General features: G+C 66.8%; 17 protein-coding genes and 1 pseudogene. 9 read left to right on the forward strand and 9 right to left on the reverse strand.

Annotated elements, in window-relative coordinates; genetic code table 11:
• Positions 1 to 166 precede the first annotated feature (166 nt).
• Together ACZ1I2_RS06620 and ACZ1I2_RS06625 are read left to right on the forward strand one after the other, a co-directional pair.
• Positions 167 to 517, forward strand: coding sequence for a PadR family transcriptional regulator (locus tag ACZ1I2_RS06620; protein WP_465170470.1), 351 nt, complete (start codon positions 167 to 169; stop codon positions 515 to 517).
• 1 nt (position 518) lies between these two features.
• Complete coding sequence (locus tag ACZ1I2_RS06625) at positions 519 to 1,703, forward strand: HAAS signaling domain-containing protein (RefSeq protein ID WP_465174688.1); 1,185 nt, start codon at positions 519 to 521, stop codon at positions 1,701 to 1,703.
• Positions 1,704 to 1,767: 64 nt separating this feature from the next.
• On the opposite strand, the gene ACZ1I2_RS06630 is transcribed toward ACZ1I2_RS06625, so the two are convergent.
• Positions 1,768 to 2,748, reverse strand: a complete 981-nt coding sequence (locus tag ACZ1I2_RS06630) for a hypothetical protein (RefSeq protein WP_465170468.1) — start codon at positions 2,746 to 2,748, stop codon at positions 1,768 to 1,770.
• 39 nt (positions 2,749 to 2,787) lie between these two features.
• On the reverse strand, positions 2,788 to 3,408 hold the full coding sequence (locus ACZ1I2_RS06635; RefSeq protein ID WP_465174687.1) for a DJ-1/PfpI family protein: 621 nt from the start codon (positions 3,406 to 3,408) through the stop codon (positions 2,788 to 2,790).
• A 138-nt stretch (positions 3,409 to 3,546) separates the two neighbouring features.
• Between ACZ1I2_RS06635 and ACZ1I2_RS06640 the strand changes: the two genes are divergently transcribed.
• From ACZ1I2_RS06640 to ACZ1I2_RS06670, 7 genes and pseudogenes are all read left to right on the forward strand, one after another.
• On the forward strand, positions 3,547 to 3,888 hold the full coding sequence (locus ACZ1I2_RS06640) for an ArsR/SmtB family transcription factor (RefSeq protein ID WP_465174686.1): 342 nt from the start codon (positions 3,547 to 3,549) through the stop codon (positions 3,886 to 3,888).
• Between the two features lie 4 nt (positions 3,889 to 3,892).
• A complete protein-coding gene (locus ACZ1I2_RS06645) occupies positions 3,893 to 4,372 on the forward strand; it encodes an SRPBCC family protein (RefSeq protein ID WP_465174684.1) in 480 nt (159 codons plus the stop codon).
• Between the two features lie 86 nt (positions 4,373 to 4,458).
• Positions 4,459 to 5,075, forward strand: a pseudogene (locus ACZ1I2_RS06650) (DNA alkylation repair protein).
• A gap of 153 nt (positions 5,076 to 5,228) precedes the next feature.
• Positions 5,229 to 5,837, forward strand: a complete 609-nt coding sequence (locus ACZ1I2_RS06655; RefSeq protein ID WP_465174681.1) for a glutathione S-transferase family protein — start codon at positions 5,229 to 5,231, stop codon at positions 5,835 to 5,837.
• A 180-nt stretch (positions 5,838 to 6,017) separates the two neighbouring features.
• Positions 6,018 to 6,308 (forward strand): hypothetical protein, encoded by a 291-nt coding sequence (locus tag ACZ1I2_RS06660; protein WP_465174680.1) that lies wholly within the window; start codon positions 6,018 to 6,020, stop codon positions 6,306 to 6,308.
• A 76-nt stretch (positions 6,309 to 6,384) separates the two neighbouring features.
• Positions 6,385 to 7,221 (forward strand): TIGR00266 family protein, encoded by an 837-nt coding sequence (locus ACZ1I2_RS06665; protein WP_465174679.1) that lies wholly within the window; start codon positions 6,385 to 6,387, stop codon positions 7,219 to 7,221.
• A 390-nt stretch (positions 7,222 to 7,611) separates the two neighbouring features.
• The gene (locus ACZ1I2_RS06670) at positions 7,612 to 8,016 is read left to right on the forward strand and encodes a hypothetical protein (protein ID WP_465174678.1); all 405 of its coding nucleotides are present in this window, start codon (positions 7,612 to 7,614) and stop codon (positions 8,014 to 8,016) included.
• A gap of 358 nt (positions 8,017 to 8,374) precedes the next feature.
• Here ACZ1I2_RS06670 and ACZ1I2_RS06675 read toward each other — a convergent pair whose 3' ends face one another.
• The 7 genes from ACZ1I2_RS06675 to ACZ1I2_RS06705 all read right to left on the reverse strand — a co-directional run bounded on the left by ACZ1I2_RS06675 (position 8,375) and on the right by ACZ1I2_RS06705 (position 14,708).
• Positions 8,375 to 8,692 carry a hypothetical protein gene (locus tag ACZ1I2_RS06675; RefSeq protein ID WP_465174677.1) on the reverse strand — a complete coding sequence of 106 codons (318 nt, stop codon included), beginning with the start codon at positions 8,690 to 8,692 and terminating at the stop codon, positions 8,375 to 8,377.
• A gap of 290 nt (positions 8,693 to 8,982) precedes the next feature.
• Positions 8,983 to 9,354 (reverse strand): arsenate reductase (glutaredoxin), encoded by a 372-nt coding sequence (gene arsC, locus ACZ1I2_RS06680; protein ID WP_465174676.1) that lies wholly within the window; start codon positions 9,352 to 9,354, stop codon positions 8,983 to 8,985.
• A complete protein-coding gene (locus ACZ1I2_RS06685; protein ID WP_465170457.1) occupies positions 9,351 to 10,013 on the reverse strand; it encodes an aquaporin in 663 nt (220 codons plus the stop codon). The genes arsC and ACZ1I2_RS06685 overlap by 4 nt, the downstream gene beginning before the upstream one ends.
• Positions 10,010 to 10,348 carry an ArsR/SmtB family transcription factor gene (locus tag ACZ1I2_RS06690; RefSeq protein WP_465174675.1) on the reverse strand — a complete coding sequence of 113 codons (339 nt, stop codon included), beginning with the start codon at positions 10,346 to 10,348 and terminating at the stop codon, positions 10,010 to 10,012. The genes ACZ1I2_RS06685 and ACZ1I2_RS06690 overlap by 4 nt, the downstream gene beginning before the upstream one ends.
• On the reverse strand, positions 10,348 to 10,767 hold the full coding sequence (locus tag ACZ1I2_RS06695) for an ArsI/CadI family heavy metal resistance metalloenzyme (RefSeq protein WP_465174674.1): 420 nt from the start codon (positions 10,765 to 10,767) through the stop codon (positions 10,348 to 10,350). The genes ACZ1I2_RS06690 and ACZ1I2_RS06695 overlap by 1 nt, the downstream gene beginning before the upstream one ends.
• Positions 10,768 to 10,828: 61 nt before the next feature.
• A complete protein-coding gene (locus ACZ1I2_RS06700; RefSeq protein WP_465174673.1) occupies positions 10,829 to 12,193 on the reverse strand; it encodes a PepSY-associated TM helix domain-containing protein in 1,365 nt (454 codons plus the stop codon).
• A 178-nt stretch (positions 12,194 to 12,371) separates the two neighbouring features.
• Complete coding sequence (locus tag ACZ1I2_RS06705; RefSeq protein ID WP_465181606.1) at positions 12,372 to 14,708, reverse strand: TonB-dependent receptor family protein; 2,337 nt, start codon at positions 14,706 to 14,708, stop codon at positions 12,372 to 12,374.
• Between the last annotated feature and the right edge of the window lie 13 nt (positions 14,709 to 14,721).

The following is a 14,721-nucleotide window of genomic DNA, read 5'->3' on the forward strand; positions in this document are numbered from 1 at the left end:
CAAATTTGTCATGTTTGCCGACAAGAGCAGCAGAAAATCGGCCGAAATGGTCCTTTGCGTTCGGCCCTCATTGCCGTCCTCCCAAAAAAGCCGACTCCGCTTGACTCATTATCACGCTATGTGACATACACTGTATATCACACAGTGTATGTCAGGCAGCATGTAGATGACCATCGACCCCGATCTGTTCGAATCCATGCGGATGGAACTCCGCCGCGGATCGCTGGTGCTGGCGGTGCTCGCCCGGCTTACCGAGGAGCGGTACGGCTATACGCTGCGCCAGGCGCTGGCTGCCGACGGGCTCGAGATGGAGGAAAGCACCCTCTATCCGCTGCTTCGCCGGCTGGAGACGCAGGGGCTGCTCCACAGCGAATGGCGCGAGGAGGAGAAGCGCAGGAAGCGCTTCTATCGCCTGTCGCCGATGGGCGTCGCGATGCTTGCCGCGCTCACCACCGAATGGCGCGGCATCAACGCCTCGCTCGACAAGATCCTTCCCCTCTCCGGCGAAAGGCCCTGACATGGACATGCTCGAAACCTATCTCGACGCGGTCGCGGCGCAGCTGCCGCGCGACGCCGCCGACGACATCGTGGCCGAACTGCGCGACACCCTGCTCTCCCAGTTCGAAGAGCGCGAGGAAGCGCTTGGCCGCCCGCTGACCGACGAGGAGCGCGAGGAGGTGCTGCGCGCGATGGGCCATCCGCTCGTCGTGGCGGCACGCTATCGCAAGGGGCCGCAGATGCTGATCGGGCCCGAGCTCTTTCCCTACTGGCTGTTCGCGGTGAAGGCGGGGCTGCTGATCATGGCGGCGGTCTATGCGCTGACCATGATGCTGAAGTTGATCGGCAGCCCGCTCGATGCGGGGCAGGCCGTCGCGCAGTCCTTGCATGGCCTGTTCGGCGCCGGGCTGACCGTGATCGGCCTGGTGACGCTGGCGGGCGCAATCTGCGAGCATTTCGGGCTGCGGCCGCCCTATCTCGACACCTGGCGGGTCAAGGATCTGGAGATATTGAAGTTCGGCGATCCGGCGCGCTGGGCGAAGCATCTCGGCATCGATGCGTCGGCGAAGAAGGCCGATCGGGACGAGCCGGAGGATTCTCCCCGTGGCAGTGCAGGAATGCGGGCACCCGAAGAGCGCCCAGCGCCGGGACCACGGGTGAAGAAGCTGCGCGGCTGGCCGGGATCGGACGCCTTTTTCTCGCTGATCGGTGGGTTGGTGTTCGCTGCCTGGTGGGCCGGCCTGCTGCACATCCCGGGTCTCGCGCGCTACGATCTCGACGGCGGCACGGTGACGGTCGCGGGCGCGCCGATCTGGGCCGAGCTTTATCTGCCGATCCTCGTCTATGTGCTGGTGCAGGTGGCGGTCGACGCGGTCGGCGTCTTGCAGCCCGCCGCGGTCCGGCTGCGCGCCGCGCTGCAGATTCCGGTCGCGTTGGTCGGCATTGCGCTGGCCTGGACGATCCTCAATGCCGGCACCTGGTTCATCCTGAGCCGGGCGGGCGTCGACGTCCCGGTCGGTCGAAACGTCACCCTGGTCAGCGCCGAGGCACTGCGCGGCATGCACGGCCTCGGCCACACCCTGCAGGGTACGGCGACCGGCATCGGCGTGATCACGGCCTGGGTGCTGCTCATCACGATGATCTCGCTGGGGTTCAAGATCGGCAAGAGCCTGTGGCTGCTCTTCGCCTCGCGCCGCTATGCCTGAATGGTCCTGGAAAAGGGGTCAGAGTGATTTAACGAAAAATCACTCTGACCCCTTTTTGATTGAGTCACGAACAGGACAGGCGGATCTGTTGCGCGGGCTTGTCGAACAGGATCGACGAGCAGCCGGACAGCGCGTCAGCGCCCAACATGAGCCGGTCGCGTTTCGGGTCGTGCTTGCCCTTGGCGACCACCACCACTTCATCGGGATCGCTCTTCGGGGCATCGGCCTCGGGGATGTCCTTGGTGCTCCCGCCGTCCGCGACGCGCATAGCGAGCGTGCTCAGCTGGAGATGGCCGATCGGGAAGGGGCGGTCGAGCGTCAGCGTGCGGACCGGGCGGGCGATGCCGAACGCGATGATCGCGGGGGTGGCCTCGCCCGACAAGGTGCCGCCGAACAGGGCGGCGAGGCGCTTGCCCGCGCCGGCATTGGCGATGCTGCGCGGCTTGCGCGGGTCGAAGCCGACCCTGAGTGGCTGACCGCCGACCGCGATCGTCGCCGTGCTGACGAACCACCCGCCGAACAGGCCATTGCCGGTCATGGGGAGCGTGACCATCCGTTCGCCCGGCCGGGGCGGCCGAAGGTCGAAGCGCACGATCTCCTCGGGCACGCCGGCCGGGCCGATCGCCGCATCGGCGCCTTCGGCAAAGGGTCGCGGCGTCCATCCGACACGGTTCTTTTCGGTGCGTTGCCCCCAATCGATCCGCGTCACTTGCGTGCGTCCGATGACGCGTTCCGTGCCGATGACATAGGCGACCCCGAAACCGAGCACGCCGCCACCCTTCAGGTCGGCGCGCGCCGCATAATCGGCCGTCATCAGCAACAGGCCCGGTGCCGCGGGATCGATCCTGAGCTTTCCGGGCGCGCCGTTGATCGTCACGTTCCCCGCGCCGTCGCCGGGGACGACGCGTTCCGTCGCCGGGGCGGAGGCGCCGACCAGGAGCAGCGCCGATGCTGCCGCGATGAATGATCTCAAGGTGCCACCCTCCCGCTGACCATGGGGAAAGCTCGCCTTCAATTGCGGCGTGAGCATGTCGCGGGCGCTCATCAGGCCGTCGCGCAACCTTCCGCACGCCCCGAACCGGCGTCACGCCGCGATTTGCGTGGCTCCGGGCAGGAACGGGCCGACCACCGCCAGTGCCCGCCTGACATACTCGTCCTTCTGCCCGACCGGCGCGACATAATGCATCGCCGCTTCGGCATCGGCCATGCCGGCGCCGCGCGCGATCATCCAGGTCGCGAGATATTGCGCGGCGAGGCATCCGCCCGCCGTCGCGACATTGCCGTGCGCCACGAACGGCGCGTCGAGCACCTCGACACCGGCCTCGATCACCCAGGGCCTGGTGGTGAGATCGGTGCAGGCGGGTAGGGTGCCGACCAGGCCGAGCTTGGCGAGCAGCAAGGTGCCGGAGCATTGCGCCCCGATCAGCTGGCGCGCCGGGTCGAGCGCGATGCGCGACAGCATCTCCGGATCGGCGGCGATCTCGCGCGTCCTGATGCCGCTGCCGATCAGCACCGCATCGGCCTCGGCGGCGAAGTCGAGCGGCCTTTGGCGGCGGACGGTCACGCCGTTCATCGAGGTCACTTCCTCGGTCGGGCAGGTGATGTGCGCCGCCCAGCCCTTCGCGCGCAGCCGATTGAGGATGGCGGCCGCGACGAACGAGTCGAGCTCGTTGAATCCGTCGAACGTCAGGACCGCGATCTGCACGATGATCTCCTCAGGAATCGAGAAGGGCGCTTTAGCAAGTAGCGGCCCGCGGTGAAACACGCGTAACCGACAGCCACTTGACTACCTGTGGCGATGTATATAACTAATAGGTTATTGAACTGACAGGTTATAGAGAAAATGACGCCGCAGCATCTCGACGCCACCTTTGCCGCCCTGGCCGATCCGACCCGCCGCGCGATCCTCGCGCGGCTGGCGACGGGGGAGGCGACGGTGGGCGAGCTCGCTCATCCGTTCGCGATGAGCCAGCCGGCCATTTCGAAGCATCTGAAAGTGCTCGAACATGCCGGGCTGATCGGGCGCGGGCGCGACGCGCAGCGCCGGCCGTGCCGGATCGAGGCGGGGCCGCTGAAGGAAGCCAATGCCTGGATCGAGCGCTACCGCTCGATCTGGGAGGGCAATTACGAGCGGCTCGACGCCCTGCTCGCCGAGCTGAAAACCACCGATAAGCCCAAGGAGTGACGTGATGCCGACCCCCGTTGACGTGACGACCCCGTCCGACCGCGAGATCGTGGTCAAGCGCCGCTTCGATGCGCCGCGCAGCCTGATCTGGGATTGCCATACCAGGCCCGAGCTGATGCAGCGCTGGATGCTCGGCCCGCCCGGCTGGACCATGCCGGTGTGCGAGATCGATCTGAGCGTGGGCGGCGGATATCGCTATGTCTGGCGTAACGCGGACGGGCGCGAGCTCGTCTCGCAGGGCGAGCATATCGAGATCGCCGCGCCCGGGCGGCTCGTCACCACGGAGCGCATGCAGGGATTCGACGGCGCCTCGGTCAACACCATGGTGCTGAGCGAGGAAGGCGGGGGCACCTTGCTGACCCTGACCATGGTCTTCCCGACCAGCGAGATCAGGGATGGGGCGCTGCGCTCCGGCATGGCCGACGGCATGGCGATGAGCTACGACCGCATTCAGGAGATCGCGGACGAGCAGAAGGTCGGCTGACCATGACGGCGGGGGTCATGTCGGAACGGGTAGAGGCGGTGATGCGCGCGCTGCAAGGCGCGGCGTCGGCGCGGGTCCGGGACGAGATGGGCCCCCGTTTCGGCATCCACACCGACAAGGCGATGGGCGTGCCGATGGCGGCACTCCAGGCAATCGCGAAACCGCTCTACCCCGATCACGCGCTGGCCGCCGCTCTGTGGGAAACAGGGTGGTACGAAGCGCGGATGGTCGCCTGCATGGTCGACGACCCCGGCCAGGTGACGCCGGCGCAGATGGATGCCTGGCGCATGGATTTCGACAATTGGGGATCGTCGACACGGTCTGCGCCAGGCTGTTCGACCGGGTGCCCTGGGCCTTTGCGAAGATCGACGACTGGGCCGGGCTGAACGACGAATTCGGGCGCCGCGCCGCGTTCGCGCTGCTGGCGTGCTGCGCGATCCACCGTCGGGGCGGGGATGCCGACTATCGGCGCGGGCTGGCGCTGATCGAGGCGTACGCGACCGACGATCGCAATTTCGTGAAGAAGGGTGTCAACTGGGCGCTGCGGGCGATCGGCCTGAAGGCGAGCGCGGCATTGCAGGCCGAGGCGCGGGAGACGGCGGCGCGGCTGGCCGCCTCGCAGGACCGGGCGGCGCGGTGGAACGGAAAGGATGCGCTCAGGGCGTTCGCGAAGGCGGATGGGAAGGTGGCGAAGGGGGCATAACCCTCCCGTTCGTCCTGAGCTTGTCGGGCCGACGGCGAGCGAAGCTCAACGACTGTTCTTCCCCCTTCGTCGAGAGAAAGAACAGTGCTTCGACAAGCTCAGCACGAACGGAAGAGAGATGTTGGTAGACCGACAGCACCAAGGAGTACCACCATGATCACCCTCTATAATTTCGCCGGCGGCGCGCGTGGGCTTCGCGTCGCGTGGCAATGCGAGGAAATGGGGCTGGCCTATATGCCGGTCTCGCTGACCTATCCGACGCCGCCCGACTATCGCGCGAAATATCCGCCGGGGTCAGTGCCGTTCCTCGAGGACGAGGGCGGCGTCGGCCTGGGCGAATCCGTCGCGATCATGCTCTATCTCGCCGAGCGCTACGGCCCGACGCCGCTGCTGCCGCGCGCTCCCGCGGCGCTGGCGCGGGTGCTTCAGTTCACCGTCTTCGCCGAAAGCGCGATCGGCGGCACGATGAACGCGCTGATGGCGGCGAAGTTCGGGGCGCCCGAGGCGGACAAGACCAACTGGTCGGTGCGTCTGGGAGAGGGGAGTGTGGCGAGCGGTCTTGCCTATGTCGCCGCGGTGCTCGGCGACCGGGCGTTCCTGGTCGGCGACGACATCACGCTCGCCGATATCGCGGTGGCGCCGGCGCTCGGCATGTGGCGGGCGGCGCTGGGCGGCGAGATCCCCGCACCGCTCGAGGCGTGGCGCGCGCGGCTGGCGGAACGGCCGGCCTATCAACGGGCGCGGGCCGCGTTCCCACGCTGACCCGGGCGCGACCAACCAAGTCCAATTCGGACCCATATCCGCCCATTTACCGCTATCTCAAGCGCGGGGCGAGGGCGGAACGCTTGCGACTTTATTTCCCGTTCGGCCCTTTCGCGGTTTGCTTTAAATACCGTTTAGGACCTATATTGGCGCTCGGAGTAGGGGCTCCGAGGGGGGAGAATGAGGAAGGTTTTCAAACGGAAGGCGGCCGTCACGGTCGCGTTCCGGCCGGAGGTCGCACCTGATTTGCGGGACGGTGCGCAAAAGGCGATCCTGGCGGGGCGCTACATGATTTTCGGCGGCGCGGAGGAAGGCACGGCGACGCTGTTGCTGAACGGCGAACCGCGACTGGTCGCGATCGTGCGCAAGGCAGCCGAGGAGCTAGGCCAGAACCCGGCGTTCGACGTGCTCGCGGTGCGCGAGGCGCAGGCCGATATCGATCGCGAACGGGAAGAGCTGAGCCGGCTTTAGCAATGCGGCGGCAACGCAGTGGCGAATCGCGATGCTTCCCGGCTAGGCTCCGCGCCAACCATCGGGAGCCTTTGCCATGACCAACCCCAGCCCCTGGGCGCATCACCGCAGCGCCGGCATTGCCGACGACATCGATTTCGAGATCAAGGGCCAGGAACTGCAGTTTCTCGAGATCGAGCTCGATCCCGGCGAGAGCGCGGTGGCGGAGGCTGGCGCGCTGGTGTGGAAGGATGCCGCGGTCGGCATGACCACGGTGTTCGGCGACGGCAGCGGGGATAGCGGCGGCGGCTTCATGGGCAAGCTGCTCGGCGCGGGCAAGAGGCTGGTCACGGGCGAGAGCCTGTTCACCACCGTCTTCACCCATAATGGCTCGGGCAAGGCGCGCGTCGCCTTCGCCTCGCCCACCCCGGGCGCGATCCTGCCGCTGAAGCTGTCCGATTATGGCGGGCGGCTGATCTGCCAGAAAGACAGCTTCCTCGCGGCCGCCAAGGGCGTGTCGATCGGCATCGAGTTCCAGCGGCGCATGATGACCGGCCTGTTCGGCGGCGAAGGCTTTATCATGCAGCGGCTCGACGGCGATGGCTGGGTGTTCGTCCAGATGGGCGGCACCGTGGTCGAACGCCAGCTCGCGCCGGGCGAGCAGCTCCATGTCGATACCGGCTGTCTCGCTGCCTATACGCCGGGCGTGGATTTCGATCTGGTCGCGGCCGGCGGCGTGCGCAGCGCGCTGTTCGGCGGCGAAGGTCTGTTCTTCGCGCGGCTGACCGGGCCGGGGCATGTGTGGATCCAGTCTCTGCCCTTCTCGCGCCTGGCCGGGCGCATGCTGGCGGCGGCGGGCAGCCGCGGTGGCCAGAATCGCGGCGAGGGGTCGGTGCTGGGCGGGCTGGGCGACCTGATCGGCGGCAACAACTAGGGTCGATTCAAATCTTTTGCCGCCAAGCCTAGCCACCTCCTGAACCATATTCCAGCCCCGCCGCTTATGGAATGGCTGGAACATTTGTAGTACAGATGGGTCGAATCAGACGCGGAGTGGGGCAGATGGGGCGCCAGTGGATTGGTTTGGGTAGCGTCGTGGCGTTACTCGCGCTTGCGGCGTGCGGCGACGAGAAGCCTCCACGTGCCGCGCCCGATGGCTCCCAAGGTCGCGCATCGCCCGCCCCCGGTCAGGTGGTCCCATCCGCCGCGGCGCGCCCGCCCGTAACGGTGCCAGATGCCGCAAATAGCGCCGGGGCGGATCGAGCGAAGGAAGAGGTGCAGGAAGTGCCATTGCCGGCGCGGCCCATTCCCCAAGGTCGGCGATATCGTGCCGAACGATTGGGCACCGCTGGAGGGCGGTTGGTCCCATACTGGCAGCGGCCTCTGCGGTTTGGAAGGCGATGATTGCGGCGTCGACCACTATGACCAGCTGGAACCCGGCGGCCCCAATATCGGCCACTCTCTCTATGTGGTCACGCAGGTTGCGGAGCGAGCCGCCTCTGGCGGCATTTCGAAGGGGCGCGTCACCCTTGTCTTTTATGCTCGCCTCACCGAGCTGGAGTCGAAATTCTGTTCCATCGGCGGTCGTCCAGCGGTCGTCGCGTTTGCGGACCATAATTGGCAGAACGGCACCGCGTACATCACGGACGGCAAGACATTGCAGATCAGGCGGTGGCGCGACAAAGCGCCGCCGGATTGCCCGCCACCGGAGGATCCGGAGGAGCGGGACTAAGCCGCACTGCCCGCGCGGTTCGATCCTGCGACGAGGGATGAAGCGCGGTGTCGATGTATTACGCTATATGTATGATCCAGTGGATGTCTCTACTCCCGCGACGAGGTCGTTACTTGGGAGATGACCGAAATGACGCGAAGAGGAAAATGGACGCCCCTCACGGCATTCTATAGCTCCATGTTCGGTCCGTTCATATTTCAAGCTGACGCCGTGAGATGATGGTTTCCATGACGCGCTGGCAATCCGTAATACTGACTGCGCTGCCTATCCAGTGCCGCGTTGCGCGGAACGGCTGGACGACGCGATGCGCAGGATGGTGAAGGATTTGACGTCTCCCTGAGCGGACATCTCGCCCCGCTCAGATCAGCCGGGCGTTTTCGCCATTGCCGTCCTCGCCCGTGCTGTGAAAGCCATCGGGCGGCGCGAGATCGTCGAGCGCATCGGCGTCCATGTCGGGCATCGAGCCCTCGCCGGTCAGGTCGATCAGCGCCTGATCGAGCCTGAGCCCGACGGCGATCAGGCCCATCTCATCGGCCATGGCGAGCGCGGCGCGGATCAGCTCGGCGAGATCGGCTTCGGCCTGGCCCGCGGCCCCACGATAGGTGACGCTCATGCCGGGATGGCCCGACGCTGGCAGGAACTGGGGCAGGAACTGGCCGACCGAATCGGCTGGCAATGGATACGCATGAACATGGGCCCTCTTTTCCCTTCGATGCAGCGATATGAAGGGGCGTGCAACGGGTATCATACCCGATTCGGGACTCCGCGGGCCTGTTGATGCCCGTGAAGGGCGCGTTGCGTTACTTTCGTTCCTCTTCGATATGCCGGATATGATTGGCATCAGGGCGAAGAAAGACTTTCGTTATACAGCGTCTGTTGGGCGATCGCGAGAATTCCAGTAGCCTGAGATGGACGGAATCTCCGAACTTTTCCTCCATAATGGACGCGATCATGGCGCCCGCGTCTTCAGGCCGGCGTCTGGTCGAGCAGCGCCAGTACCGTCTCGGACGGGCGGCACAGTTTCGTGCCTTTCGGCGTCACCACGATCGGGCGGTTCACCAGGATCGGGTCGCGCAGCATCGCCTCAAGGATCGCCTCGTCCGGCACCGCCGGGTCGAGCAGGCCCAGCTCGGCCGCGGGCGTGCCCTTGTCGCGCAGCAGGTCGCGCGGGGTGGCCTGCATCGCGGCGAGCAGGCCGTCGAGCTGGGCGCGGGTCCAGCCGGTGCGACGATAGTCGATCACGACGGGACTGTGGCCGGCCGCCTCGATCATCGCCAGCGCGTTGCGCGACGTGCCGCAATCGGGGTTGTGATAGATGGTGACGGGAAATTCGCTCATTGGGGACTCTCCTCGAGCAGCCAGCCGAAGACGATCACCGCCGCCAGGGCACCGGCGATCTGGCAGGCGATGAACAATGGCACCGATCCAGGGGCGATGCCGGCGAAACTGTCCGACAGGCTGCGCGCCACCGTCACCGCTGGGTTGGCGAAGCTGGTCGATGCCGTGAACCAATAGGCAGCGGTGATGTAGAGGCCGACCGCCATCGGTGTCGCCTCGGGCCGCGCCCGCTGCGTGGCGAGGATCGTACCGATCAGGCCGAAGGTCGCGACGGCTTCCGAAAAACCCTGGGCCGGGCCATCGCGCAGCCTGGTCGAGACCTGCAGCAGCGGCTCGGCGAACATCGCATGCGCGGTCCAGACGCCCGCCACGCCGCCGGCAAGCTGGGCCGCGACATAAAGCCCGGCCATGCGCGCCGCGATGCCCCGTTGCAGCAGCACCACGAGCGTCACCGCCGGGTTGAAATGCGCCCCCGACACCGGCCCGAGCATCTGGATCAGCACCACCAGCCCCGCCCCGGTCGCGATCGCGTTGGCGAGCAGGGCGATGGCCATGTTGCCGCCGGCCAGCCGCGCACCCATGATGCCCGACCCCACGACGATCGCGAGCAGCAGTGCCGTGCCCAGCCCTTCCGCCGCGAGGCGGCGCGCCGCTGTCACGCGCAGCAGCTGGGTTGCGCTAAATCGGGCAGGGGTGCGCAGATCTCCGGCCGGCCGGCGCAGCAATCCTCGATCAGGAAACTGAGCAGGCCGCGCATGCCCTCATAATCCGCCGAATAGATCACTGAACGGCCGTCGCGCCGCGACCGGATCAGCCCAGCATGGCCGAGGATGGTGAGGTGGCTCGACAAGGTATTGGGCAGCGCGCCGACCTCGCGCGCGATATCGCCCGCCGCCATGCCCTCGGGACCGGCCCGCACCAGCAGGCGGAAGACGGCGAGGCGGCTGGCATGGGCAAGGGCGGACAGCGCCTCGACGGCGACGGGCAACTGCATCAGCAACAAGCCTTTGCGGGAGCAGAGGCTGGGATGACTTCGTCCTCGCCATAGGAGGTCGCGCCGCCATGCGTGAAGAAACTCTCCCAGCGCACGCCGGCGGTGTCGGTCACCCAGCTCTTGTCGGATTTGGCGTAGCAGCAGGTGGTCGCTTCCTGGTCGAACGTCGTCTCGCCCGCTGCCTTGAGCCGCGTCGCGAGTTCGCCCAGTTCGTCGGCGCTGTCGACCTGGATGCCAACATGGTCGACCCCGGTAGCGCGGGCGCGCGACGAGATGGCGAGATTCACCCGCGGGTCCTCGAGCATCCATTTGGCATAATCGGGCTGCACCACGATCGGCGCTGCGCCGAACAGGGTGGTGTAGAAACCGATCGCCGGTTCGATCTCGGGCACGCTGATATGCAGATGCAGGCGCTTCATCGCGGGTCTCCTCTTGCTTCTATATTTCGAATATCGCCGAAATATCGATTCGACAAGCGGTTTATGCCGGTCTCAGCCCGAGCCAGTGCCGCGCCCCCGGCAGGTGCCGCAGGACCAGGCGTTCGGCCAGCAGCACCGCAACCAGGGTCACGCCGAGCAGCGGCAGGAACAGGCCGAGCCCGACCAGCAGCACGACGAACCCGATCGCGACGGCGCGCGGCGCCAGCGCGGGCGGGGCGCCGAGCACCTCGCCCGGCCGCCGGCGCCACCACATCACCACGCTGCTGACCGAGAGCAGGATCAGGCCGAGCGCGGTGGCGAGGTTCATCAGCTGGTTGAGCCAGCCGAACAATTGCCCCTCATGCACCGCGACGCCATAGCCCACCATCCGGTCGATCAGCCGGCGCTGGGCGAAGTCGGTGCGGGAAAGCACCACGCCGCTCGCGCCGTCGAGCGTCAGGTCAGTGCGCATCGGGCGATTGGCCGCATCCGACTTGGCGGTCCAGGGCGCGCCCATGCCGGTCGGCGGGGCGATCAGCACCGGCGCGGCGAGGTTCAGCGGCGTCACGGTCGCGATCAGCCGGTCGAGCGGGGCGTAGGAGCCCATCGGATGGACCATCGCCATGCCGCCATGTTCGGCATGCTCGCCCATCACCGCGCGCGTGCCGGCATCGGCGGTGGCACGCGCCTTCAGCTCGCCGGCGCTCCCCGTCGTCCAGTCCTGCTTCACCATCTGGCCTTCGGCGACGGTACGGATGGTCTTGAGATACCCGCCCCAGCTCTTCGCCCAGGGCAGGCCCGACAGCAGCATGAACAGCGCCAGCGCCGACACCCAGAAACCGGTGACGCCGTGCAGGTCGCGCCAGAAGCGCCGCCCGCCCGATCGCAGCCGCGGATACAGCACGCCGCCCAGCCCGCCGCCGCGGGGCCACCACAGGAACAGGCCGGACAGGATCATCACGATCGCCCAGGAGGCAGCGAGCTCGACCAGATAGGAGCCGGCCGTGCCCGCGAGCAGCTCGCCATGCAGGCGGAAGACGATGCGCATCAGCCTTTGGTCCTCGTCGACCGTCTTCAGCACGGCGAGCGACTGCGGATGGACATAGACGCGCGTCTCCCGCTCGCCGGCGCCGACGATCACCTGCACGGCCTGGTCGGGCGAGTCGGGCAGCTGGTAGCGATGGAGCACCGACCCCGGCACCGCACGCACCGCGGCGGCGGCCTGCTGCGCGGCGGTGGCGCGGGGGCCGGTGATGTCGAGATGGGCATAGGGCCGGTCGATCAGTGTCTCGATCTGCGGGCGGAACAGATAGATTGATCCCGTCACCGCCAACCACAGCACGAACGGGATGCAGAACAGTCCGGCATAGAAATGCCAGCGCCAGATGGCGTTGTAGCCGGGCCAGCGGCGCGATGGGGTGCTCATGAGTGAGATCCTTGGAGTCTAAAAGCCTTCTCCCATCGGGAGAAAGTGGCCGAGCGCAGCGAGGTCGGATGAGGGTGAGGTTCGCGACACAAGCGACGGTCGCCCTCACCCTCCCGCCGCTTCGCGGCTCCTTCCCTCTCCCGCAGGGAGAGGGAGCTGAACACGCCTGGCGTCACCATCAGAACCGCGTCCTCACGCCGGCATAAATGGTCCGCGGTTGCCCCGCATAGATCGAGCCGGTGGTCGTGGAGAGGGCCGAGGCCGGGTTCTCCAGCCCGGTGGTGGCGTTCAGGCTGTTAGAGATGACCGAGGCCGATCCGACATAGGTCCGGTCGAACAGATTCTGCACCGAAGCGAAGAGGCTGATCCGTGACCACCATTCGGCGCTCTTGGGCGGATCGTAATGCAGGTTGAGGTTGACCAGGGTATAGGCCGGCATCGCCAGCACATTGCTGTTGTCGATGACGTACCGGCCCCGATAGGTCACCTCGGCAAAGCCGCCCAGCCCGGCCAGCGGGCCATGCGGCTGATCGTAGCCGGCGCGGCCGTTGACGAAGGTCGGGATCACCCCGGGAATGGCCTTGCCCTCACGGTCGAGCAGTTTCGAGAAACCGCCCGCGCTCAGCCGTTCGGTGAAGTCGGTATAATGATGGTCGTTATAGCTGTAGCTGCCCTCCAGCTTCACGCCGGAAACGGGCCGCCAACTCAGCCCGAGCTCGACCCCGCGATGCACCGAGCGCGGCACGTTGGAGGTATAGGCAAGCAGGCCGATTCCGGCCGACTGGCTGACCAGCTCATTGGTGAACCACTCATAATAGCCGGTCACTTCGGCCTTCAGCGTATCGCCGAGCGCGATCTCCGCGCCCACATCGACCCCGGTGTTCCGCTGCGACTTGAGATCGGCATTGTCGCCCGGCACGCCGGCCGCGGTAACGAACAGATTGCCCGCCTGGGGAATGCCATAGCCGGTACCGACCCGGGCGTGCAGCCGCACCGCATCGATCGCCTGCCAGAACAGCGCCGCTTCCGGCGCGACGTTGGAGAAATGTCGCTCGGCGGGGATCAGGCTGAGCACCGGGTTGCCGCCGACCGGGTAGCTGTACGCGGTCTGCCGCACGTCGATGATCGATCGTTCCACGCCGATGCCAGCGATCAACTGGAGTCGCGGCGTGATCTGCACCTCTTCCCGCGCCCGGGCGCCCATGTTGCGGATGTCGCCGAACACCGTCTGGGTCGGCGCGCCGAAGCCGTTGCGGCCGGCGGGCGTCTTGTTGAAGCTGAAGCTCTGGTTGTCGAGATAATTGTAGAAGACCCCAATGAAGCTGGTCGCATCCATGCCGAACAGCGTGCCCCGGTTGGTCACGTCCGAGGTGATGTTGTAGCTGTCGAGCGTGCCCTTGAACGGGGTGGCGCTGGTCGGCTGGTTGACCACGCGGCTGTCGAAGGTCGCCTGGGTGCGCCAGGTCGTGTCCGGGCCGAAATCATGCTCGTAACGCGTGCCGATAATCGTGCGCCGGTCGTTGCGGGCGAGATCGCCCTCGGCCGCGGTCTGCGCAATGCGCGCGCCGTTGATGCCGTTGACCAGCACGGAAATCGTCCCGCAGCCGGGTGCCGCGGTCGCCGCCGCCGCGCATCCCTGCTGGTACGGATTGGCGAGATACTGGTTGTAGGAAAGCCGGGTCGACAGGCGGAACTCGCCCTCATTGTAGATCAGCTTGGCCGCGACCCGGTCGTGGTCGCCAAGCGCATAGGTGCCGTACGCGTTGATCGTACCGGTTTCGTAGCCGCTATGCCCGGTCGCCCCGTCGGCCCGGACGAAACTGCCGAACAGGGCATATTCGTATTTCGGGCCGGCATGGCCGATGGTGGCATAGACATTGGCATAACCGTCGCCGCCGGCATCCGCGCCGACCTCGATCCCGTCGATGTCGCGCCCGCGCCGGGTGCGGAAATTGACCGCGCCGCCCAGCGCATAATTGCCGTAGCGCGCTGATGACGGCCCGCGCACCACATCGACCGCGCCATAGGCATGCGGGTCGGTCAGGTCGAACCGGGCGAGGCCGTCGGGCTGAGTGACGGGGAAATCATCCTCGAACACCTGGATGTTGCGCGCGCCGAAGCCGTTGCGCGCATTGGACCCGCGCACCGACACGCTGACGTCGCGTGGGCCATTGCCCTGCGTGACGGCGACGCCGGGCGAGAGCTTGACGATATCGGCGATGGTGGTCGCGGGCGTGTTGCGGAACACCGCGGCATCGATGGTGGTGACGGTCTGGCCAGTCACCTGGGTGGTCAGCGACAGGGCATGGCCGGTGACGATGATGTCGTCCGTGGCGGGGGCCTCTACGCGATCCTGCGCAACGGCGGGCGCCTTCTGGTCTAGCGTGGCGAGCTGCGCATCGATCTCGGCGCGCTGGCGCAGCAGGTCGGCGCGCTTCTGGTCAATACTCGTCTGGGCAGACGCCGCCGACGAAAGGGCGATGGCGGACGCGGCCGCGATCAACAGGGTCTTCATGGGGAAATGTCTT

The organism is Sphingomonas sp. BL-S-29, assembly GCF_055521495.1.

Coding starts and splice junctions, on each gene's coding strand:
- ACZ1I2_RS06645 (WP_465174684.1), top strand. CDS start 3,893: ATGCCGACCCCCGTTGACGTGACGACCCCGTCCGACCGCGAGATCGTG.
- ACZ1I2_RS06640 (WP_465174686.1), top strand. CDS start 3,547: ATGACGCCGCAGCATCTCGACGCCACCTTTGCCGCCCTGGCCGATCCG.
- ACZ1I2_RS06620 (WP_465170470.1), top strand. CDS start 167: ATGACCATCGACCCCGATCTGTTCGAATCCATGCGGATGGAACTCCGC.
- ACZ1I2_RS06655 (WP_465174681.1), top strand. CDS start 5,229: ATGATCACCCTCTATAATTTCGCCGGCGGCGCGCGTGGGCTTCGCGTC.
- ACZ1I2_RS06660 (WP_465174680.1), top strand. CDS start 6,018: ATGAGGAAGGTTTTCAAACGGAAGGCGGCCGTCACGGTCGCGTTCCGG.
- ACZ1I2_RS06665 (WP_465174679.1), top strand. CDS start 6,385: ATGACCAACCCCAGCCCCTGGGCGCATCACCGCAGCGCCGGCATTGCC.
- ACZ1I2_RS06630 (WP_465170468.1), bottom strand. CDS start 2,748: ATGAGCGCCCGCGACATGCTCACGCCGCAATTGAAGGCGAGCTTTCCC.
- ACZ1I2_RS06705 (WP_465181606.1), bottom strand. CDS start 14,708: ATGAAGACCCTGTTGATCGCGGCCGCGTCCGCCATCGCCCTTTCGTCG.
- ACZ1I2_RS06695 (WP_465174674.1), bottom strand. CDS start 10,767: ATGAAGCGCCTGCATCTGCATATCAGCGTGCCCGAGATCGAACCGGCG.
- ACZ1I2_RS06690 (WP_465174675.1), bottom strand. CDS start 10,348: ATGCAGTTGCCCGTCGCCGTCGAGGCGCTGTCCGCCCTTGCCCATGCC.
- ACZ1I2_RS06700 (WP_465174673.1), bottom strand. CDS start 12,193: ATGAGCACCCCATCGCGCCGCTGGCCCGGCTACAACGCCATCTGGCGC.
- ACZ1I2_RS06625 (WP_465174688.1), top strand. CDS start 519: ATGGACATGCTCGAAACCTATCTCGACGCGGTCGCGGCGCAGCTGCCG.
- arsC (WP_465174676.1), bottom strand. CDS start 9,354: ATGAGCGAATTTCCCGTCACCATCTATCACAACCCCGATTGCGGCACG.